This is a genomic window from Seonamhaeicola sp. ABD4_175, from assembly GCF_056160885.1.
This window is the reverse complement of the sequence record NZ_JBSWYC010000004.1, coordinates 286,237-306,960: the sequence shown is the minus strand read 5'-3', so window position 1 is coordinate 306,960 and position 20,724 is coordinate 286,237. Positions and strand designations below refer to the sequence as shown.

21 protein-coding genes are annotated in these 20,724 nt (G+C 31.8%); 8 read left to right on the top strand and 13 right to left on the bottom strand.

What is annotated here, in order from left to right; all coding sequences use genetic code 11:
- Positions 1–26: 26 nt before the first annotated feature.
- Together ACXAG4_RS14020 and ACXAG4_RS14015 are read right to left on the bottom strand one after the other, a co-directional pair.
- Positions 27–1,514: a S10 family peptidase gene (locus tag ACXAG4_RS14020; protein WP_475296709.1), complete on the bottom strand. Its 1,488-nt coding sequence runs from the start codon at positions 1,512–1,514 to the stop codon at positions 27–29.
- Positions 1,515–1,561: 47 nt separating this feature from the next.
- A complete protein-coding gene (locus ACXAG4_RS14015; protein WP_475296866.1) occupies positions 1,562–2,326 on the bottom strand; it encodes a TIGR02757 family protein in 765 nt (254 codons plus the stop codon).
- Between the two features lie 186 nt (positions 2,327–2,512).
- Between ACXAG4_RS14015 and ACXAG4_RS14010 the strand changes: the two genes are divergently transcribed.
- Together ACXAG4_RS14010 and ACXAG4_RS14005 are read left to right on the top strand one after the other, a co-directional pair.
- Positions 2,513–3,322: a hypothetical protein gene (locus ACXAG4_RS14010; protein WP_475296708.1), complete on the top strand. Its 810-nt coding sequence runs from the start codon at positions 2,513–2,515 to the stop codon at positions 3,320–3,322.
- A 128-nt stretch (positions 3,323–3,450) separates the two neighbouring features.
- Positions 3,451–4,620: an MFS transporter gene (locus tag ACXAG4_RS14005; RefSeq protein WP_475296707.1), complete on the top strand. Its 1,170-nt coding sequence runs from the start codon at positions 3,451–3,453 to the stop codon at positions 4,618–4,620.
- Positions 4,621–4,679: 59 nt separating this feature from the next.
- Here ACXAG4_RS14005 and ACXAG4_RS14000 read toward each other — a convergent pair whose 3' ends face one another.
- Both ACXAG4_RS14000 and ACXAG4_RS13995 read right to left on the bottom strand, forming a co-directional pair.
- Entirely contained in the window at positions 4,680–5,894 is a 1,215-nt protein-coding gene (locus tag ACXAG4_RS14000) for a sensor histidine kinase (RefSeq protein WP_475296706.1), read from the bottom strand.
- A 61-nt stretch (positions 5,895–5,955) separates the two neighbouring features.
- Positions 5,956–6,618, bottom strand: coding sequence for an ABC transporter ATP-binding protein (locus tag ACXAG4_RS13995; protein ID WP_475296705.1), 663 nt, complete (start codon positions 6,616–6,618; stop codon positions 5,956–5,958).
- A 139-nt stretch (positions 6,619–6,757) separates the two neighbouring features.
- Between ACXAG4_RS13995 and folE the strand changes: the two genes are divergently transcribed.
- A complete protein-coding gene (gene folE / locus ACXAG4_RS13990; RefSeq protein ID WP_475296704.1) occupies positions 6,758–7,345 on the top strand; it encodes a GTP cyclohydrolase I FolE in 588 nt (195 codons plus the stop codon).
- Positions 7,346–7,398: 53 nt separating this feature from the next.
- Positions 7,399–7,665 carry a hypothetical protein gene (locus ACXAG4_RS13985; RefSeq protein WP_475296703.1) on the top strand — a complete coding sequence of 89 codons (267 nt, stop codon included), beginning with the start codon at positions 7,399–7,401 and terminating at the stop codon, positions 7,663–7,665.
- A gap of 57 nt (positions 7,666–7,722) precedes the next feature.
- On the opposite strand, the gene ACXAG4_RS13980 is transcribed toward ACXAG4_RS13985, so the two are convergent.
- The 9 genes from ACXAG4_RS13980 to ACXAG4_RS13940 all read right to left on the bottom strand — a co-directional run bounded on the left by ACXAG4_RS13980 (position 7,723) and on the right by ACXAG4_RS13940 (position 16,250).
- Positions 7,723–8,298 (bottom strand): type 1 periplasmic binding fold superfamily protein, encoded by a 576-nt coding sequence (locus ACXAG4_RS13980; RefSeq protein ID WP_475296702.1) that lies wholly within the window; start codon positions 8,296–8,298, stop codon positions 7,723–7,725.
- A gap of 29 nt (positions 8,299–8,327) precedes the next feature.
- On the bottom strand, positions 8,328–10,727 hold the full coding sequence (locus ACXAG4_RS13975; RefSeq protein ID WP_475296701.1) for a TonB-dependent receptor: 2,400 nt from the start codon (positions 10,725–10,727) through the stop codon (positions 8,328–8,330).
- A gap of 43 nt (positions 10,728–10,770) precedes the next feature.
- Positions 10,771–11,121, bottom strand: coding sequence for a hypothetical protein (locus ACXAG4_RS13970; protein ID WP_475296700.1), 351 nt, complete (start codon positions 11,119–11,121; stop codon positions 10,771–10,773).
- Between the two features lie 51 nt (positions 11,122–11,172).
- Positions 11,173–11,475 carry a DUF6787 family protein gene (locus tag ACXAG4_RS13965; protein WP_475296699.1) on the bottom strand — a complete coding sequence of 101 codons (303 nt, stop codon included), beginning with the start codon at positions 11,473–11,475 and terminating at the stop codon, positions 11,173–11,175.
- An 85-nt stretch (positions 11,476–11,560) separates the two neighbouring features.
- Positions 11,561–12,013, bottom strand: a complete 453-nt coding sequence (locus ACXAG4_RS13960) for a DUF6146 family protein (RefSeq protein ID WP_475296698.1) — start codon at positions 12,011–12,013, stop codon at positions 11,561–11,563.
- A gap of 214 nt (positions 12,014–12,227) precedes the next feature.
- Complete coding sequence (locus ACXAG4_RS13955) at positions 12,228–12,863, bottom strand: DUF937 domain-containing protein (RefSeq protein ID WP_475296697.1); 636 nt, start codon at positions 12,861–12,863, stop codon at positions 12,228–12,230.
- Between the two features lie 105 nt (positions 12,864–12,968).
- Entirely contained in the window at positions 12,969–13,919 is a 951-nt protein-coding gene (locus ACXAG4_RS13950; RefSeq protein ID WP_475296696.1) for a D-2-hydroxyacid dehydrogenase, read from the bottom strand.
- Positions 13,920–14,049: 130 nt separating this feature from the next.
- Entirely contained in the window at positions 14,050–15,114 is a 1,065-nt protein-coding gene (serC, locus tag ACXAG4_RS13945; protein ID WP_475296695.1) for a 3-phosphoserine/phosphohydroxythreonine transaminase, read from the bottom strand.
- A gap of 77 nt (positions 15,115–15,191) precedes the next feature.
- Positions 15,192–16,250 carry an acyl-CoA reductase gene (locus tag ACXAG4_RS13940; RefSeq protein ID WP_475296694.1) on the bottom strand — a complete coding sequence of 353 codons (1,059 nt, stop codon included), beginning with the start codon at positions 16,248–16,250 and terminating at the stop codon, positions 15,192–15,194.
- 76 nt (positions 16,251–16,326) lie between these two features.
- Between ACXAG4_RS13940 and ACXAG4_RS13935 the strand changes: the two genes are divergently transcribed.
- The 4 genes from ACXAG4_RS13935 (at position 16,327) to ACXAG4_RS13920 (ending at position 20,708) form a co-directional block, all read left to right on the top strand.
- Positions 16,327–16,680: a 4Fe-4S dicluster domain-containing protein gene (locus ACXAG4_RS13935; protein ID WP_475296693.1), complete on the top strand. Its 354-nt coding sequence runs from the start codon at positions 16,327–16,329 to the stop codon at positions 16,678–16,680.
- A gap of 344 nt (positions 16,681–17,024) precedes the next feature.
- Entirely contained in the window at positions 17,025–18,119 is a 1,095-nt protein-coding gene (ychF, locus tag ACXAG4_RS13930; RefSeq protein ID WP_475296692.1) for a redox-regulated ATPase YchF, read from the top strand.
- Positions 18,120–18,334: 215 nt separating this feature from the next.
- Entirely contained in the window at positions 18,335–20,191 is a 1,857-nt protein-coding gene (locus tag ACXAG4_RS13925; protein WP_475296691.1) for a DNA topoisomerase IV subunit B, read from the top strand.
- 13 nt (positions 20,192–20,204) lie between these two features.
- A complete protein-coding gene (locus tag ACXAG4_RS13920; protein WP_475296690.1) occupies positions 20,205–20,708 on the top strand; it encodes a hypothetical protein in 504 nt (167 codons plus the stop codon).
- Positions 20,709–20,724: the final 16 nt, after the last annotated feature.

The following is a 20,724-nucleotide window of genomic DNA, read 5'->3' as shown; positions in this document are numbered from 1 at the left end:
TAGCCTCTTTTTTTTTGTATAAGTCATTAGTATTTAGCAGGTTTACCGTTGCTTAATGAGTTTTTAATAAACGTTCTAATATCATCATTAGCTTTAATTAAATCATCATGCCTTAAATACATCATATGGCCGCTGCGGTAACCTTTAAAGGTAAAACGGTCTTTCATTTTTCCGCTAGGGTCAATTTGCCACATGGTATATTTTGCACCAAAATAGGTAGTAGCACCATCATAATACCCAGATTGTATAAGCACTTTTAAATAAGGGTTTTGTGCCATAGCTTGCCTTAAACCTTCGCGTACATCATTATTATTACGGTCCCATGGGTGTACATTACCAAACATATTATATTTAACATCGGTTTTAAAGTTTAAATGCTCTCTAATGTAATAGTTAATGGCAGGAGTAAAAGAGTGTAACCATGAGGTTAATTCAGCATTATAATCGGGTTTATTGCCAGCTTCAGTTTTATCAATACCTAAGTATCTAGAATCTAATCTGCCAATAGTGTGACCTGATTTTTCACGAAGTAACTCTTTCCAAAAAAATGAGGTTGGTACTTCTAAATTATGCTGAAGAATAACTTTTTCACTTAAACCAGATAAATGCGCCATTTTTTTAGCAATTTCCTGCTTTTCAGTTTCTGAAATAAAACCACCTTTGGCAATAGCAGGCATTAGTTTATTTATGGCAAAATCTTCAGCTTCAGGTAAAATATCAAGTAAATCTTGCTGCTGCAAATCGTTATGCAATGCTTTTTGATACCAAGCGGCAGCTGTAAAATACGGTAAGTTTAAGGCCGAATAAATGGGTTGCGAGGTGTTATATAATTTATAATCTGCAGGAGATACCATAATTACACCATTTAAATACATCCATTGTTTAGCTTGTAGTTCTTTAGCAAGCCCCATTACACGGGTGCCACCGTAACTCTCGCCAATAATATATTTAGGAGATTGCCAACGATTTTTTCTGGTAACAAACGTGTGCATCCAATCGGCTAAATAGGCTACATCGGCATTTATGCCAAAAAACGTATCACGCTTTGGAAACTTTCCATCTTTATCGGCAATCATTCTAGAGTAGCCTGTGTTTACTGGGTTTACGTAAACAATATCAGCAATATCTAAAATAGAATTTGGGTTATCTTTAACACCATAAGGCTGTATTGGGTAGCCTTCGTCATCAATATTTAAAACTTTTGGGCCTGTATAAGCAATATGCATCCAAACCGAAGCAGAACCAGGGCCGCCATTAAAAGAAAAAAGCAAAGGCCTTTTTGCATTATTTTTTACATTATTTCGGCTGTAGTATGTGTAATACAAAGTTGCTATAGCATCGCCTTTTTTGTTCCAAACAGGCTGCATACCAGTTTCGGCAGTGTAGGTAAATGATGTGCCTTTTACAGTTGTATTATGTGTGGTAACAACAGTGGTGTCTGTGGGAATTTTAACAGATTGCGCTTTAGAAGCAAATGCAATACATAGGAGTAGTAATAAAAACGTTTTTTTCATAAATATTTGAAATTTTAAATATTTTTTAAAGATAATTAAAAGAAATGTTAAAATCCTTCAAAAACTCCTAATCCAAACAAGGCGAAGTCATATTTTACAGGATCTTCACTGTCAAGTTTTCTAAGGTTTGTATCTAACTCAAAAAGAGCTTTAGCATCATTTTGTTTTCTAGTTAGTAGACCTAATTTACGTGCCACATTGCCCGAATGTACATCTAAAGGACATGATAATTGCTTTGGTGAAAGTTGTTTCCAAATACCAAAATCTACACCTGTATTATCGTTTCTTACCATCCAACGTAAAAACATATTTATACGTTTTGCAGCAGAATTTTTTAATGGATCGCTTACATGTTTTTGGGTTCTTTTTAAATGGTTTATTTCAAAAAAAATAGATTTAAATTGAGAAATAGCTGTTTGCAAAGAATCTTTTTCAGCATATGTAGCAAACACTTTTTCAAGTCCGTTATGGTTTATGTAAATATTTTTAAGGCTTTTAACAAACTGTATACAATCAGTACCATTAAAAGTACGGTGTACAAAGGGTGCTAGCTTTTCTAAATCAGTATCTTTATGGTTTTTAACAAAATCAAAAGGTGCATTGTCTAACAAAAACATAAGTTTTTTAGCATTATTAATAATGCTTTTACGGTTGCCCCAAGCTATTGTAGCTGTTAAAAATCCGGCAATTTCAATATCTTCTTTATTAGAAAATAAATGCGGAATTTGAATAGGGTCACTTTCAATAAATTTAGGATTGTTGTATTGTGAAACTTTTTCGTTTAAAAAATCTTTTAGATCTTCAGTTTTAATAAAATTCAAATGTGTTTTTTTACAAAAGTAATAATGCCATTAAAAATACTCATATGATAAAGAACAATTTATTTATAAATATCCGATGAAATGCATTTAAATGGCTAGTTTTAAATGAAATAGTTCTTTGAGTTTTTAATAATATGAAACTTTTTGCGTTATTTAACAAAACAAACCAAAATAACAATGAAAAAAATTTTAGCCCCAATTATTTTATTAATATTGTTTAGTTGTGAAGAAACTGAACAATTAACAAATGCAGAAAATACAACCGAAGCGGTTGAAGCCCTAACCGAGTATACCACTATAAACAAAGTTTTTCAAGATATTGGTAATAATAGTGGAGACGCTGTTTTAGTTTCAGAAAACGCAGCTACTAGCAAAAGTATACTAGCTAAAAATGATGCGCCATCAATTACAGTAGAACCTTTAGATTTTACCACATTTCCTAAAACAATAACTATTGATTATGGAACTGGCATTGTTTGTAAAGATGGCGTAACAAGAAAAGGTATTGCAACTATTGTTTCAACAGACTGGTATAGAAATGTAAATAGTGAGCATACCACAACATTTACAAACTATTACCATAATAATTTTAAAGTTGAAGGCACGCATAAAACTAAAAATTTAGGAGCCAATACAAATGGTAATTTACAGTATGAAGTAACTATAAATAATGGAAAAATTATTAAAGATTCTGGTGTAGAAATAAATTATACCGAGAATTCAACAAGAACTTGGGTAGCGGGTAGTGATACACCTTTAAACATTTGGGATGATGAATATTTACTAGAAGGTACACAAACCGGTATTAGCTCAAAAAATGTTGGCTATTCTTTAACTGTTGAAGAGCCTTTACATTTTACATTGCTACCACGCCAAGTAAAATCTGGTATTTTAAATGTACAAGTTGGCGCTATTAATGGCATTAAAATAAACTACACAACATCAACAATTACAGTTTTTGGAAAATCATATCCGTTTGGAGATTAATTATAAACGTTATAGTAAAAAAAGGGCTGCACTTTAATGTAAGCCCTTTTTTTATGACATATTTTTTTTGAAAATTTTGTAAATAATAGTGTGTTTAACAGACGTATATTTGGTATAAAAAACAATTAATGCCCATTAGTAAACATATTTTACCCATAATAGTTTTAGCACAGTTTTGTTGCACGTCACTTTGGTTTGCTGGAAATGCTATAATTAAAGATTTAGTTATTATTTTTAGTTTGAACGCTCAGGCATTAGGGCATTTAACAGCTGCTGTACAGTTTGGTTTTATCTTAGGAACGTTTTTATTTGCAATGTTTACAATTGCTGATAGGTTTTCGCCTTCAAAAGTATTTTTTGTTAGTGCCTGTATAGCTTCAGTTTTTAATGAGTTTATGCTTATAGGTAACCATAGCGTTTATAGTTTAATTGTTCTACGGTTTTTTACAGGTTTTTTTCTAGCGGGTATTTATCCTGTTGGTATGAAAATAGCAGCAGATTATTATAAAAACAATTTAGGAAAATCATTAGGGTTTTTGGTTGGCGCTCTAGTTTTAGGTACTGCGTTTCCGCATTTATTAAATTATTTTAGTATTAGCGGCTCTATAAATTTTGTTATTTATACTACATCTTTACTAGCTATTTTTGGTGGTTTATTGGTTGTTGTTTTTGTACCAAACGGACCATTTAGAGCCCCATTGCAACGTTTCAATTTTAAAGTAACTTTTAATGTTTTTAAAAACAAAAAGTTTAGGGTAGCTGCCCTTGGCTATTTTGGGCATATGTGGGAACTTTATGCTTTTTGGGCTTTTATTCCTTTCATTTTAAATGCTTATAAAGCACACCACCAAATTTTTAATTTTAATGTATCAATATTAGCTTTTTGTATAATTGCTGTTGGTGGTTTGGCTTGTGTAATTTCGGGTAAGTTATCTCAGGTTTACACTACTAAATTAGTGGCTTCTATGGCATTGTTGCTATCTTGCATATGTTGTATAGTTTCACCGCTGTTTTTTTTATACGCATCAAAAAATATGTTTTTATTATTTATGATTTTTTGGGGTATGGTTGTTATTGCAGATTCGCCTTTGTTCTCGGCCTTGGTAGCTCATAATGTTCCTAATAATCAAAAAGGTACAGCACTCACAATAGTTAATTGTTTGGGGTTTAGCATTACCATAATAAGTATACAAACATTAAATTATTTAACGCTTGTTTTACCAGTTCAATATTTGTTTTTAATTCTAGCTATTGGTCCGTTATTAGCACTTTTTGTATTTGTGAAACGGAAGTTTTAATTAAAAACCGAAGAGTGTACATTAAAAAAACACCTTAAAATAGACTGAAATTTATAAATTTAAGGTCTCTTTTTTATTGAAAATTTGAAGGTGCTGCCCATGCCAATTGTAGATTTTACGCTAATATTGCCACCTAATTTGCTTACTAATTTTTTTACAGTAGATAAGCCAATACCATGACCCTTTTGCCCAAAACGATCGGTTTCTTCAATGGTTGAAAATAATTTGAAAATTTTCTTTTGTTTTTCTTTAGGTATGCCAATGCCATTGTCTGAAACTTCAATAATATAAAAATCGTTTTGTGTTGTATTTAAATCAATATCAATTATAGTTTCAGGTTTGTTGTTGTATTTTAAACTGTTGGTTATTAAATTAAGCAAAATTAGCTCAAGCGCAGCTCTGTTGGTGGTTATATCTTGGTCTCTATCAGGAATATTTACAGAGCAATTTACTTTTATGTTTAGCATATCAATGACTTCTTCAAGTAATTGATTAAATGAAAACATTTCCACATTTTTTTTACTTAAATTACTGTTTTCGTAGTAATTTAAAAGGTTGTTAATGTAGTTATTAAGTGATAATGACGCACTTTTAATGTTGTTAATATAATCTTCACCTTTTTGATCTAAATTTTTTTTGTATTTAGATTTTAAAATATCTGAGGTTAAAATCATATTAGCTAAAGGCATTTTCATATCATGTGCAACTTGAGATGCAAACCCTTTTAACATTTTGTTTCTTTTTACTAGTTTTCTTTTAGTTTGCTTTAATTTGGCATTACTTTTATTTAATTCAATAAGTTTTACAACTTGTTTAGCAAGAATTTTTAAATTGTTTTTTTGTTTAGTATTTATAGAATTAGGCTTACTATCTATAACGCATAAAGTACCAAGTTTATAGTTGTTTTCATCTATTAAACAAACGCCTGCATAAAATATAATAGGGTTTTTATCATTCTTGGTGTATGGGTGATTTATAAAACGTAAATCTTTTGTGGTGTCTTCAATAGTAAAAACATCATCGTTGCTGTTTATGGCATAATTACAGAATGATAAATTACGGTCTGAGCTACAAATATCCAGTCCTTTAGCCGATTTAAACCAAACCTCTTCTTTATCAACAATTGAAATTAAGGCATTTGGTATATTAGTTAAAGCGCTAGCAAGTTCTGTAATATTATTAAAATCTGCGTTGTCTTGATTTCTTTCAAGATTATAGCTTTTTACAGCTAAAAGCCTATCATCTTCATTTTTTGGTATGGTATTTAGCTGCATCTTTCTATTTTGTAAGTGTTCAACTAAAATAGTAAAAAACTAAACAAAAAAAGAGTTTTTCTTAATAAATAATTTTGCCATCAACCATGGTTAGCTTTCTGTCGGCCATATTTGCCAGTTCTTCGTTGTGTGTTACAATAACAAATGTTTGCCCAAATTCGTCACGAAGTTTAAAAAATAAATTATGTAAATTTTCAGCCGATTCGCTGTCTAAATTACCCGAAGGTTCATCAGCAAAAATTAAATCGGGCTTATTAATTAAAGCTCTAGCAACCGCTACGCGTTGTTGTTCACCACCAGACATTTCACTAGGTTTGTGGTTGTAACGGTGTTTTAAGCCTAAAAAATCTAACAATTCTTTAGCTCTGGTTTCTGCTTCGTTTTTTGGTGTGCCTTTAATAAATGCTGGTAAGCAAACGTTTTCAATAGCAGTAAATTCGGGCAGTAATTGATGAAATTGAAAAATAAAACCAATATGGTTATTTCTAAATTTAGCCAAAGCTTTATCAGATAGTGATGTTAGGTTGGTGTTATTAATGTTTAACTCAAAATCTTCCTTTTTTGAAGCATTATCTAAAGTGCCTAAAATTTGAAGCAAAGTTGTTTTACCAGCTCCCGAAGCACCAACAATTGATACTACTTCACCTTTTTTAACATCAACATCAACACCTTTTAAAACGTGTAAATCATTATAAAACTTATGTATGTTTTTGGCTTTAATCATGCAATTTTTATTAGGGCTATGAAAATACTATATTAGATGTTAACCAGCAAAATTAATGTGATGGTGTTTTTTTTGATATTTATTAATAAAAAAACTACTTTAACTTGCAAATGTTACTTTAAAAGAAAAAATATATACAATGCCTTATAAAAAGTTTGAAGAATACAGCATACAGGTAACTGATGATGTGAAAGATAGATATAAAAAAATTATTGAAGATTTAGGTGAAGACACCAAACGCGATGGCCTTTTAAAAACGCCAGAACGCGCAGCTAAGGCCATGCAATTTTTAACACAAGGCTATGAGCAAGACCCTGTTGAAATTTTAACAAGCGCCATGTTTAAAGAGTCTTACAATGAAATGGTTATTGTTAAAGATATTGAGCTTTATTCGCTTTGCGAACATCATATATTACCATTTTTTGGTAAAGTTCATATTGCTTACATACCAAACGGACATATTGTTGGTTTAAGTAAATTACCACGTATAGTTGATGTGTTTGCAAGAAGGCTACAGGTGCAAGAGCGTTTAACTGAACAAATTTTAGATTGTATAAATGATACTTTAAAACCACAAGGTGTTGCTGTTGTAATTGAAGCATCGCATATGTGTATGATGATGCGTGGTGTACAAAAACAAAACTCTACAACCACAACATCTGGTTTTAGAGGTCAATTTGAAAAAATTGAAACACGTAACGAGTTTTTAAAGTTAATAGGGAAGTAGCAGTTACTAATTTTTGGTATATTTCTTGTAATTAAATTATTAAAAAATAATTTATGAGTAGATACAAAATATTAGCCTTAAGTATTGTTTTTGATGCTTTAGGGTATGTGTCATTTATTTTTCCGGCGTTCGATTTTATTTGGGCACCAGCATCGGCTTATTTAATGACAAAACTTTACAAAGGAAAAGAGGGGAAAATTGCTGCGGTTATATCATTTATTGAAGAAGCATTTCCCTATTTAGATGTTATACCAACCTTTACGTTAATGTGGTTGAATACTTTTGTTTTAAAAACACAGAAAGAAAATATTATTAAATAATAAAAAAATCCCTTTCAAAATTTGAAAGGGATTTTTTTATTGAAATATAATTGTTTGTTAAACTGCAGCAGGATTTACTGTAACATTAAAAGTAACATTAACCTCGGCAACTCCGCCAGAATTCTCAACTGTGCCATCGTTTGGTTTTGTTGGTTCGTGTTTTAAAATAACAGTAACAGTACCAGTGGTAGGTGTATTACCTGTGCTAATGGTGGTTTTTAAGCCTAAAGGGTTGCCGTTACCATCATTATCAGTTTTTGTAATAGTTAAACCAGCAGTGTTTGAGAAAAAGAACTCGTGTTCATTACTTTCGTTTTCAATTTCTTCAGTAATATCTTCAGCAGGATTTTCTGTGCCATTCCATAATGTTATTTCACCAGAATATGAAGCGTTTACTGTAAATTCACCTTCAACGGAATAAGTGCCATCGGCACCGCCTTCACCATCTAAATCTTCAAAAGTTAAAGTAATAACATCTGTAGCGTCATCATTGTTTGTTAAGGTATAAACTACAGTTGTAATTAGTTCCTCTTCATGATCATGGTCGTGGTCATCATGGTTGTCATCATCAGAACAGCTAACAAAAGCTAAACTTGATAAAAATAATAAGGCTAATAATTTGATTTGTTTCATGGTGTTAATTTTAAAGTGTGACATAATTATTAATAATTGAATTTGAGTTTTATATTAAAATTTCTTCCAACATCATCAGTAAAATATCGTAGTCTGTTTAAATAGTCTCTATACGAAGTATTAAAAAGGTTTTCAATGTTGAATTCTATTTTTAAAGTGTTGTTATTGAGTGTTTTAAAAATAAAAGCTGTATTAAAGTTAAATAGAGTGTAAGATGGTGGAGGAGAACTAATGTCTACAAAAACATCTTGTTGTTGTACGGCGTTAAAAGTGTAAAAATTATAATTAGGATACCTTTTTTGTTGCAATACTGTTTTTTGAGTTAAGTTTACAGTTAACTGGTTTAACTTATTATTGGTATAAGTTATGGTATTTGTAAAGTTTATTGCAGGCATGTTTATTAAGGCAACATTGTCTGTTAAATTATCACCTTTTAGTAAACTAAGATTTCCATTATAATTAAAATTGTGTGTTATTTTTTTATTCATAGTTACGTCTACGCCAAAAATTTGTGCCTCTATTTGGTTGTATTCCCATACAGGAAAAGCACCTCTAACGGTTGTTGTTGTACCTACCGGAATTAATTGAATAAAATTATTTATACGCTTATAATATGGGCTTATTGTAAAGCCAAAATTTTTATTATTTCTTTCTATTGAAGCTATCAGTTTATTAGCAACTTCTTTTTTTATAGTTAGTTGCCCTATTTCAATTCTGGCAGCACTATGGTGTAAGCCATCGCTAAATAATTCAGAAGGATTAGGCGTTCTTGATGCTAAACCATAATTAAGCATAATATCAAAATCATTACTTAAGTGCCTAGCATAACCCAAGCTTGCAGAAATATTATGAAATGTAAATTGGGGTAGTGTAAGTACTCTAGATGAGGTTATGATGCCTGTATCAAATTCAGGGAAAAGTTCATCATAATTATATGTATCATACCAATCAGTTACTCTGTAGCGTTTTTCAGCTTCAATTTTAGAATAATCATATCTTAAGCCAGCACTAATTTCAGTAAACAAATTTAAGTTGTAGCTTCCTGTTGCGTATATACCAGCTTCATATTTTTCAAAATCTGGAATTATTGGGCTTACACCAGTACCCGATATTGGTTGGTTTTTTTGATATCTGAGTAAAAAACCCGTATTAATTTTAATATCATCAATGGCATCTATTCTAAGGTTGGGTTGTAATGATGTTGTAAGTAGTTTTAAATCTATTACTGGTGTGTTTTTTCTATCACCGCGTCTTAAATCAAATTCTTTTCTTCTGTTTAATTGAAAATCGTATTGTAAAGACAGTTTACCTAAAGCTTTAAAGCGTTTAAAAGCTTCAATTTTAGCAAGGTGATGAACAATATCTTGTTTAGGGTTTTCAATGTTAAATGAAAAATTGCTTACATATTGGGGTTCTCCACTGTTAATAGCTTGTACCAAATCATTGGTGTTACCAATGTGTGATGTTCTTAAAATACCAATAGTATTATTTACGTAACTGTAAAAGGCATCAAAGCCTTTTTCAAAAGATTTATACCCAAACCTAACAGAACCATTTAAGCTTTTTAAGCCAGTATTTGACAATTGATAATTAGGAGTACTAAAATCACCAAACACTTTTTGATTGGCTTGAATTTTACTGTAAAATCCATTTTTAAAAGTTTTTACTAATTCAGTGTTAATAGATCTGCCCCATCCGTTAGAGTTTACAGATACCCCAGTGCTTCCAAATAGGCTGTCTTTTATAGCATAATTATTTGGTTTAATTAAAATTAGCCCACCAATAGCATCACTGCCGTATATTAATGTATTGGCTCCTTTAACAACAGTAATGTTTCCGCCTGCATTTATATCAATATTAGGTGCGTGTTCATCGCCCCATTCTTGGTCAAATAGGCGTACATTATTGTTTACAATTAAAAGTCTACTACTGTGTAAGCCATGTATCATTGGCTTTACAATTGTGTTGCCGGTGTTTAAGGAAGATACACCGCTTACAGTGTTTAGTGCATCACCAAGAGATTTATCAGTAAAACGCTCAATCTCGTTTTTAGAAATAGATTGCTCTACACTTGTAGTGGCTGTTTTAATATTTTTTGTAATTACAATTTCGTTTAGGGCTTCTAAGTGATGCTCTAAACTTATGGCTTTATGTGTGTTGCCATTAATGCTTAATGTTAATGTTTTGGTTTTACATCCTAAATGAGATACCTCAACAGTGTACATACCGTTGCATAACTCATTAAATGTAAACTTACCGTTATGGTCTGTTATAGTAATCTTATTAGTACCAACAAGTTTTATGGTTGCGTTTTCTAAGGGTGTATTATTATGAAAATCTGTAACATCACCAATAAAAATTCTATTGCATTTTTGGCTGTAATTAAAACTTGATAATAGTATAAATAAGATTAGGCAGATATTTTTCATACTTAAATATCATAGTTACTAATTTATTTATTCTTGTGAAGTATTAAGCGCTGTACGGTGGTGCTTTATTTCTATTTTTATTTAAATAGAGCTGTTTTTGAAGTGTATTAACATAACCAAATGTTTCTTTACCAGATATTTTGAGAACAGTAGTTTTTGGTGTGAAAGAAAATTGTGGTGTATAACTATATTTTAAATTGTTAATGTTGAAGGCTATAACACAAATGTCGCAAGTAGTATTTTCTTCGTTTTCATTATCGCAACCTAAATCATTTTTATGGTGATTTTGGTCTTGAATTTCATCATGTAAGTATATGTGAAGATTAGCAACATTACTTAGTAGCAATATTGAAAGAAAAAAAAGAGCAGGTATTTTCGTTAAATAGCTTTTCATTGCAATTTTGCAAATATAAAGTTTACTGAATAAACAAAAGCTAATAAAATCTTAATTTTTTTCTTTGAAGAGTCCAAATCTACGCAACATTTTCTTTTCAAAGTTCCAAAAGAATTTGTGCTGCCCAAAAAGCCAACCAAAAAAAACGAGTAAAAATTGATATACTACAAAAAGTAAAACAATACGTATAGCCCAATAGCCAAAACTACCAAAACCTTCTGTAGTTATATTTAAAAATTTTAATATGGGTTTCCCAATGTACGATGCCGTTGAGCCTGTTACAGCAAAAACTATAAAAATTACAGCAATTTGCCAATTAGATTCTATACCCCAACGTTCTTTTAATTTATTCACAGCGTTAATTTGTGTGCAAAAGTACATAACTTTTTCACATATTAAAATTTAGAATTTTAAAGAACTAGAGTTTATTTAAGCATTGCTAAATTCTAACATTAAACGGCCCAAGCTTTTGGTTGTATTTTAACTGAAAGTAAATAAAGTAATTGTATAATTTATAATTTACCTCATAACCATAATCAATTTGCGGACTGTAATCTATTTGAAGTTCATATAAACTAGGATTGTAAACATTTGGTTGTAGTACGCGTTGGTTCCATTCAATAACAAAAATTCTATTTCTGTTTTCCATGTATTGTTGTGAATAAAAACCTTCGGGTCTTGCCATAGATGCTAACCAAGTAGCGTAACCAGGATCTATAATTATAATCTCGTATTCTAGTTCTTCATTAGCAATTTTTACAGTATCATTAACTTTTAAGTTTTCAGTTTGCTCTGTAATATTTTTATTGTTTACAGGCTGTTTGGTGGTATTACAGTTTAAAACTATTACGCTAGTTATTAATAATACAAGTATGTAATTTAGTTTTTTCATGATGAATATTTTTATAATAATACCCTAAAATTAAAACCATTACTTAAGTTTTTAAAGTGTGAATGAGGTAACGGTTTATTTGCTTGAGTAAACGTTGTGTTTTGTATTAAATTTACAAAAATGAATCTGTAAATGGTTGTTGTATAACAGTTTTAACAAAAAAAAGACCGAGTTTTAAAACTCAGTCTTTGTATAAATAAAATAAATTACACATTTATTTTCCGAAAAGGCCACCTAATAATCCGCCAAGGCCACCTTTCTTTTTACTTCCTCCTAGTACCATACCTGCTACATCATCAACTACGCTACCATCACCATCGGCATCTAAAATAGATTCTAAAAAGCTTTGCTCGTTACTAGCAGAACTTCCGCCAATTAAACCACCTAGTAAATCTGTAATACCATTTTGGTTGCTTACATTATTTTGTCTTGTTTGTTTGCCTAAAACACCCATTAAAATTGGTGCAGCAACTTTTAATATTTGTGCAACAGAACCAGCATCCATACCTGCTTTTGCGCCTAAAGTATTTTCTACGGCTTGTTGTTTGCCACCTAATACGTGTCCTAAAATTTTACTTCCATCATTCATTACATTATCATCAACACCACCATTAAATAAACCGCCAAGGTTATCTAAAATACTACCATCGTGTTTATTGTTTAATGCACTCATTAAGCCTTGGGCACCTTCTGGTGTAGAAGCATTACGTTTCATAGCTTGCATTAACACTGGTAAAGCCATTGTTAAAACATCTTGTGTTTTGTTTTGTGGTTGGTTGGTTTGACCCGCAACACCGTTAATAAGTGTTTTTCCAAGGTCGCTGTTTAATAAATCTAAAATTCCAGACATCTGTATTAGTTTTTATGGTTAAAAAATGGATTTTGAAGGTACAAAAAAAGTCCCAACTTCTATAGTTGAGACTCATTTATAATATTTTGGTCACATTTTGAGTGTTTACCCAAGTATGCTTACAATTTGCGATGCTAATTCTGTACCAATTCTATCTTGAGCTTCATTAGTTGCTGCACCAGTATGAGGTGTTAATGATAATGAAGGATTCATTAATAATTGAATTTCTGGTTTTGGTTCTTTTTCAAAAACATCAAGTGCTGCTCTTGCTACTTTTCCGCTTTCAATAGCTTTTACTAAAGCAACTTCGTTTACCACACCACCGCGTGCTGCATTAGCTAAAATAACACCATCTTTCATCATGTTAAATTCAGCTTCATCAATAACGTAATCTTTTTGTGCAGGTACGTGTAATGTTAAAAAATCGGCTTGTTTTAAAACCTCTTCTTTAGAGATAGTTTCAATATCAAAATTTACTTTTTGGCCATCAAAAAATTCTAACTCTAAGTTAGCTTTCTCTAAAAACGGATCAAAAGCAATAACTTTCATACCAGCACCTAAAGCTACTTTTGCTGTTGCCTGACCAATTCTACCAAAGCCTAAAACACCTAAAGTTTTACCTTTAAGCTCAGTGCCTTTTGCATACGCCTTTTTTAAACCCTTAAAATTACTATCGCCTTCTAAAGGCATTTCGCGGTTTGCGTTATGTAAAAAACGTGCTAAACCGTAAAGGTGTCCAAATACTAATTCTGCTACAGAGTGTGATGACGCTGCTGGTGTATTAATTACGTGTAAGCCTTTTTCTCTGGCATATTCTACATCAATATTATCCATACCAACACCACCACGACCAATTATTTTTAGGTTTGGGCAAGCATCAATTAAATCTTTACGCACAGTGGTTGCGCTACGTACTAAAAGTACACTGATGTCTTTTTCATTAATGTAATTTATTAACTGCTCTTGGGCTACTGTTGTTGTGCTAACATTGTAACCTGCTTTTTCTAAAGCATCTATTCCACTTTGTGAAATACCATCATTTGCTAATACGTTCATTTTTTTTAATTAAAAGTTGTAATGTTAAAAGTTAAAAGTTTTTTTAAACTTAAGGCTTTCAACGTAATATTGATTTTATTTTTTAGTTTGAGCAAGCAACTGCACATTGCAATTGTTTACGGTAAACTATTTAAGCTTTTCTTTCTAATTCGCTCATTACTTCAACAACAGCTTTAACGCTATCTAAAGATAAGGCGTTGTACATTGATGCTCTGTAACCACCAACGCTTCTATGACCATTTAAGCCGTTAACGTTGGCTTCTTTTAGCATAGTATCAAACGTTTCTTTAAGGTTTTCGTTTTCTAAAGTAAAGGTAGCATTCATTGTAGAACGGTCTTCTTTAGCGGCAAAACCTTTAAATAATGGGTTTAAATCTATTTCAGAATACATTAAACGCGCTTTCTTTTCGTTTTCTTCTTCAATAGCGGCAATACCTCCAAGGTCTTTTAACCATTGTAATGTTAGCATTGATGTGTACACAGCAAAAACAGGAGGTGTATTAAACATACTACCTTTGTCTATGTGTACTTTGTAATCCATTATTGATGGTATTTTACGCGATACTTTACCTAAAATATCTTCTTTTATAACAACTAATGTTGTACCTGCAGGCCCCATATTTTTTTGAGCACCAGCGTATATTAAATCGAATTGAGAAAAATCTAAACTACGCGAAAAAATGTCGCTACTCATGTCGCAAACCATTGGTATTGGCGATTTTGGGAACGCTTTCATTTGCGTACCATAAATGGTGTTGTTTGATGTGCAGTGGAAATAATCGTAGTTTTCAGGAATTTCATACCCTTTAGGTATGTAGTTATAGTTGGCGTCTTTTGATGATGCTACTTCATAAACATCATCATAAATGGCAGCTTCTTTAATAGCTTTTGCAGCCCAAGCACCAGAGTTTAAATAACCAGCTCTTTTTTCTAATAGGTTTAAAGCAACCATTAAAAATTGTGTACTAGCACCACCTTGTAAAAATAAGGCTTTGTAGCCTTTACCTTCTAAACCTAACAACTCTAAAGCAAGCGCTCTAGCGTTTTCCATTATGTCTACAAAGGCTTTGCTTCTGTGAGATATTTCTATTAGTGATAAACCGCTATTATCTAACTCAACAACAGCTTGTGATGCTTTTAATAATACTTCTTGAGGTAAAGTGCAAGGTCCTGCACTAAAGTTGTGTTTTCTCATTTTGTGTGGTAAAATTTAAAGATGCAAAGTTTGCAATTAATTGCCTAATTGTTGGTGAAAATTCAATAATTTTTTCGTCAAATTGATAATAAAAATTCAATAGAATCGACACTATCCGCATAATCCCAAAGTTTAGGATTTTGAGTAGCTCCAAAAGCCACTTCATTTTCAGAAAAACCTTTAGCAACAATACATTGTATTTGCTGCGCTTCATCGTTTAATTTTTCTTTTAAACGGGTAATGTCGTCATAAAATTCATAAAAAACGGTTGCAATGGGTGATGCGTAACTTTCATCTTCTTTTATCATTAAAAAACCGTTTTCTAGCATATCAAATTCGCTCATTAAATAAACGGCTTTATTGTAGTCGTAATTATTAGCGTATTTGGCGCCTTCTATAATAGGATGCCAATGGTAAATGGCTTTAAAAAAAGCGTCAAAGTTATAGCCTTTTGGCACAAAAAGTTTTGAAACGCTGCGGCAGCCTAAACCGTAATATCTAAAAATATCTTCTGAAAGATTTTGTAAATCTTCATCGGTTTCATTACCAGTTAAAATAGCTACAGAATTACGGTTATTTCTAATAATTGAAGGTCTTCCCTTAAAATAATATTCAAAATAACGAGCGGTATTGTTACTGCCAGTAGCAATTACGGCATCAAAATTTTCTAATTTTTCTTGTGTGAAAGCTATTTTGCCTTTAAAATAGGGTTCAACATGTTCTAAATATTTAGCTAAAAATGGTAGTAAATGTTTATCATTTGATGATTGTTTTACAAGCACATGATGCCCTGTTATGAGTACCGATAAAAAATCATGAAACCCAACCAATGGAATGTTTCCAGCCATAATTATAGCTACCTTCTTAGGAGTTAAAACGTCTATTTGATAAGGCTTTAACCAAGTTTTTATATTGTTTGTTGTTAAAGCATTTGCCCAATTTTTAAAGGCAAAATGAAGGTTTTCTGTGGTAAACCAACCATTGTGTTCTTTTGCTAGTTTTATTTGATGCTTAAAACCATCAAAAAACAGGTTGTTATATTCAATATTATCGTGTTTAGTAACAACTTCATTAGAAAATTGACTTAAAAAATCTCCTAATTTTACAAAAGCATTAATTCTTTGTTCTAAATGCATGCTTAATTTGGTTTTGAATGGTTTTGGCTTTATTTTTGCAACTGCAAATTTAAGCAAACTCAAGAGAAAAAACGGTATGGCAATTATAATAACAGATGAATGTATAAATTGTGGCGCTTGTGAACCAGAATGCCCAAACACTGCAATTTATGAGGGCGCCGATGACTGGCGTTATAAAGACGGTACAAGTTTAGAAGGAAAAATAGTATTAACTAACGGTATTGAAGTTGATGCCGATGAGGCACAAGAACCCATTAGTGATGAGTTATACTACATTGTACCAGATAAATGTACAGAGTGCAAAGGGTTTCATGATGAGCCACAATGCGCTGCTGTTTGTCCGGTAGACTGTTGTGTGCCAGATGAAGATGTTGTTGAAACAGAAGAAGAATTATTGGCTAAACAACGTTTTATGCACCCAGAAGATTAAACGCTAAGCGTTATTTTATATAAAAATCCTGAGTGAAAGCTTAGGATTTTTTATTTTAGAAAAATGCATGATGAAAAACCATATAAAGGCTTTTGGATGTATTTTGGTAAACTAATGTTCTTTATAGTTGTTTTTACTATAGTAAGTGTTTTTGTTTGTTTTATGTTCTTAGTTTTTGGTTTCTTTTTTACTAGTATGTAATAAAACAAAATTTCTAAATAATCTAATCATCTAATTAACTACATTTGCACTCGCAAAATAGATTCCCATGTAGTGGGGAAATTTATATAAGAAATAGAAGTTAAAAAATTTCCGTTTTTCACGGAAATGAAAAATATAGTTCAATGAAAGCAGGCATTGTAGGATTACCAAATGTAGGTAAATCAACATTATTTAATTGTTTATCAAACGCAAAAGCACAAAGTGCAAACTTCCCTTTTTGTACCATAGAACCTAATATAGGCGTGGTGAATGTTCCAGACCCAAGACTGGAAAAATTAGAAACATTGGTAAACCCAGAACGCGTAATTCCTGCAACTGTTGAAATTGTAGATATTGCAGGCTTAGTTAAAGGCGCCAGCAAAGGCGAAGGTTTAGGAAACCAGTTTTTAGCAAATATTAGAGAAACCGATGCTATTTTGCACGTGTTGCGTTGTTTTAATAATGATAATATTGTACATGTTGATGGTAGTGTAGACCCTATTAGAGATAAAGAAACCATTGATATGGAGCTACAATTAAAAGATCTTGAAACAGCCGATAAAAAGTTAGATAAAGTTAAGCGTGCCGCTAAAACAGGCAATAAAGAAGCACAAGCAGAAGAGGCTGTATTGTTAAAAATTAAAGCAGCTTTAGAAGCAGGAACATCTGTAAGAGCTATTGAGTTTAGTGAAGAAGATTATGAAGACTACGTAAAACCATTACAGTTTATTACAGATAAACCAGTAATGTATGTTTGTAATGTTGATGAAGGATCTGCTGTTTCAGGAAATGATTATGTAGAACAGGTTAGAGAAGCCGTTAAAAATGAAAATGCTGAAGTTTTAGTGCTTGCAGTTGGCACCGAAGCCGATATTAACGAATTAGAAGACTACGAAGAACGTCAAATGTTTTTAGAAGATGTTGGTTTAGAAGAACCAGGAGCTTCAAAACTTATTAGAGCAGCTTACAAACTATTAAATCAGCAAACGTATTTCACTGCCGGTGTAAAAGAAGTAAGAGCATGGACTGTTGATGTTGGCGCCAGTGCACCACAAGCAGCAGGCGTAATTCATACCGATTTTGAAAAAGGTTTCATCAGAGCTGAGGTTATAGCTTACGATGATTATGTGTCATTTGGTAGCGAAGCCAAAGTTAAAGAAGCCGGTAAAATGCGTGTTGAAGGTAAAAATTACATTGTTAAAGATGGCGATATAATGCATTTCTTATTTAACGTGTAAAACCAACCAGGTTATTTTACAAATACATATGGTTTCTTTGTAAAGCACATAAGAAATTTCGTGATTTTATAGGTTAAAAACCCACAATAGAACGTTTAATAAACGTTCTCAACAACAATCTACACACAATTGTTAATTATTTTGTGCGCACCCTATTTTATATTTTGTGGTGTTGTATTATATTAGCAAGCAATCACTAAAAATCTACTTTCTTTATGGCTGAACAAACCAATTACACCGAAGATAATATACGTTCATTAGACTGGAAAGAGCATATTAGAATGCGCCCAGGGATGTATATTGGTAAATTAGGTGATGGTTCTTCGCCAGATGATGGTATATACATCCTTCTAAAAGAAGTTTTAGACAACTCTATTGATGAGTTTGTAATGGGTGCAGGTAAAACCATCGATATTTCAATTCAAGGCAATAAAGTTATAGTGCGCGATTACGGGCGTGGTATTCCTTTAGGTAAAGTGGTTGATGTGGTTTCTAAAATGAATACCGGTGGAAAATATGATTCTAAAGCCTTTAAAAAATCTGTAGGATTAAACGGTGTTGGTACAAAAGCCGTAAATGCACTATCAAATTATTTTAGAGTAGAATCTACACGCGATGGTAAATCGGCCTCAGCCGAATTTGAAAAAGGCGAGCTTACCGGCAAAGAAATGTTAGATGATACATCGCGCCGTAAGGGTACCAAAGTATCATTCGTGCCAGATGAATCTATTTTTAAAAACTATAAATTTAGAAATGAATACATAGTTAAAATGCTTAAAAACTATGTTTACCTAAACCCAGGATTAACCATAGTTTTTAACGGTGAAAAGTTTTATAGTGAAAACGGATTAAAAGATTTATTAACCGAAAGTACAAAAGCAGAAGATTTATTATACCCAATAATTCACTTGCGTGGTGATGATATTGAAGTAGCTATAACGCACAGTAAAACGCAATATAGTGAAGAATACCACTCATTTGTAAATGGACAAAATACAACCCAAGGTGGTACACACTTAAATGCTTTTAGAGAAGCAGTGGTTAAAACTATCAGAGAATTTTACGGTAAAACATATGATGCTTCCGATGTTAGAAAATCTATAATTTCAGCCATTGCCATAAAAGTAATGGAGCCTGTTTTTGAAAGTCAAACAAAAACCAAATTGGGCTCAACCGAAATGGGTGGCGATTACCCAACCGTACGTACTTACATAAACGATTTTGTAAAAACCAAGCTAGATAACTTTCTGCATAAAAACCCTGAAGTAGCAGATAAACTTCAAAAGAAAATATTACAAGCAGAGCGTGAACGCAAAGAACTTTCAGGAATTAGAAAATTAGCCAGAGACCGCGCTAAAAAAGCCAGTCTTCATAATAAAAAATTACGCGATTGTCGTGTGCATTTTGGCGATACTAAAAACGAAAGAAATCTAGAAACCACTTTGTTTATAACAGAGGGAGATTCGGCTTCAGGAAGCATCACAAAATCTCGCGATGTAAACACGCAGGCGGTTTTCAGCTTAAAAGGAAAGCCTTTAAACTGCTATGGGCTAACTAAAAAAATAGTTTACGAAAACGAAGAGTTTAACTTACTGCAAGCGGCTTTAAATATTGAAGAATCTTTAGAAGATTTGCGCTATAACAATGTGGTAATTGCTACTGATGCCGATGTTGATGGTATGCATATTCGCCTTTTATTAATAACATTCTTTTTACAATTTTTTCCAGAAGTTATAAAAGAAGGCCATTTGTACATATTACAAACACCGCTTTTTAGGGTAAGAAATAAAAAAGAAACCATTTACTGTTACACAGAAGAAGAGCGCGTTAATGCCATTGAAAAATTAAAACCAAAACCAGAAATTACCCGATTTAAAGGGCTTGGTGAAATATCACCCGATGAGTTTAAACATTTTATAGGCGAAGATATAAGATTAGATCCTGTGATGTTAGATGATAATATGTCAATAGAAGAGTTGTTAGCCTTTTACATGGGCAAAAACACACCATCTAGACAAGAATTTATTATTGATAATTTAAAGGTGGAATTGGATTTAATTGAAGAGAAATAAGATATAAAAGTTTATGTTGAAGAAGTTAAATTGCATTATAGTTGTAATACTATTGGTTGGTTGTTCTTCTAAAGATAATGAGGAATGTGTAAAAAATATAACCATACAAAACGTATATTTTGTAAACAATCAATCACATTATTACGATTCAGTAATTGAAGTACCTTGCAATTTTCCTGAACCAGATGAAGTACAAGAAATAGAACCTCCTGTGCTTGAAAACTTTACTTATAATGTGTTATTATTTAAATACACTAAGGATACCGGAAATAATACATCTAAACTTGAATTTCAAATTCAATTAAATAATTTGAACAATTTTGTAGTTAAAGGGGTTCCGTATTTAACCATTAAGTCTGATGATTTACAGTTCTCAACTAATTACGGCATTTCAAGTTGTAATGAAATAGCCGCCAATTCAAGTTGTATAATTAGTTTTGAAGCCGAAGATTCTCATGATTTAGGTATTATAAATTCTATTGAGTTATTAAATGTAGAATATTATTTAACAAATTAAATAGATTCCTGCTTTT

What these genes read in the sequence shown, in the direction of transcription:
- ACXAG4_RS13980 (WP_475296702.1), bottom strand. Translation starts at nt 8,298, where the DNA reads ATGAAACAAATCAAATTATTAGCCTTATTATTTTTATCAAGTTTAGCT.
- folE (WP_475296704.1), top strand. Translation starts at nt 6,758, where the DNA reads ATGCCTTATAAAAAGTTTGAAGAATACAGCATACAGGTAACTGATGAT.
- ACXAG4_RS14020 (WP_475296709.1), bottom strand. Translation starts at nt 1,514, where the DNA reads ATGAAAAAAACGTTTTTATTACTACTCCTATGTATTGCATTTGCTTCT.
- serC (WP_475296695.1), bottom strand. Translation starts at nt 15,114, where the DNA reads ATGAGAAAACACAACTTTAGTGCAGGACCTTGCACTTTACCTCAAGAA.
- ACXAG4_RS13940 (WP_475296694.1), bottom strand. Translation starts at nt 16,250, where the DNA reads ATGCATTTAGAACAAAGAATTAATGCTTTTGTAAAATTAGGAGATTTT.
- ACXAG4_RS13995 (WP_475296705.1), bottom strand. Translation starts at nt 6,618, where the DNA reads ATGATTAAAGCCAAAAACATACATAAGTTTTATAATGATTTACACGTT.
- ACXAG4_RS13955 (WP_475296697.1), bottom strand. Translation starts at nt 12,863, where the DNA reads ATGTCTGGAATTTTAGATTTATTAAACAGCGACCTTGGAAAAACACTT.
- ACXAG4_RS13960 (WP_475296698.1), bottom strand. Translation starts at nt 12,013, where the DNA reads ATGAAAAAACTAAATTACATACTTGTATTATTAATAACTAGCGTAATA.
- ychF (WP_475296692.1), top strand. Translation starts at nt 17,025, where the DNA reads ATGAAAGCAGGCATTGTAGGATTACCAAATGTAGGTAAATCAACATTA.
- ACXAG4_RS13920 (WP_475296690.1), top strand. Translation starts at nt 20,205, where the DNA reads ATGTTGAAGAAGTTAAATTGCATTATAGTTGTAATACTATTGGTTGGT.
- ACXAG4_RS14005 (WP_475296707.1), top strand. Translation starts at nt 3,451, where the DNA reads ATGCCCATTAGTAAACATATTTTACCCATAATAGTTTTAGCACAGTTT.
- ACXAG4_RS13950 (WP_475296696.1), bottom strand. Translation starts at nt 13,919, where the DNA reads ATGAACGTATTAGCAAATGATGGTATTTCACAAAGTGGAATAGATGCT.
- ACXAG4_RS13925 (WP_475296691.1), top strand. Translation starts at nt 18,335, where the DNA reads ATGGCTGAACAAACCAATTACACCGAAGATAATATACGTTCATTAGAC.
- ACXAG4_RS13970 (WP_475296700.1), bottom strand. Translation starts at nt 11,121, where the DNA reads ATGAAAAGCTATTTAACGAAAATACCTGCTCTTTTTTTTCTTTCAATA.
- ACXAG4_RS14010 (WP_475296708.1), top strand. Translation starts at nt 2,513, where the DNA reads ATGAAAAAAATTTTAGCCCCAATTATTTTATTAATATTGTTTAGTTGT.
- ACXAG4_RS13985 (WP_475296703.1), top strand. Translation starts at nt 7,399, where the DNA reads ATGAGTAGATACAAAATATTAGCCTTAAGTATTGTTTTTGATGCTTTA.
- ACXAG4_RS13935 (WP_475296693.1), top strand. Translation starts at nt 16,327, where the DNA reads ATGGCAATTATAATAACAGATGAATGTATAAATTGTGGCGCTTGTGAA.
- ACXAG4_RS13975 (WP_475296701.1), bottom strand. Translation starts at nt 10,727, where the DNA reads ATGAAAAATATCTGCCTAATCTTATTTATACTATTATCAAGTTTTAAT.
- ACXAG4_RS14000 (WP_475296706.1), bottom strand. Translation starts at nt 5,894, where the DNA reads ATGCAGCTAAATACCATACCAAAAAATGAAGATGATAGGCTTTTAGCT.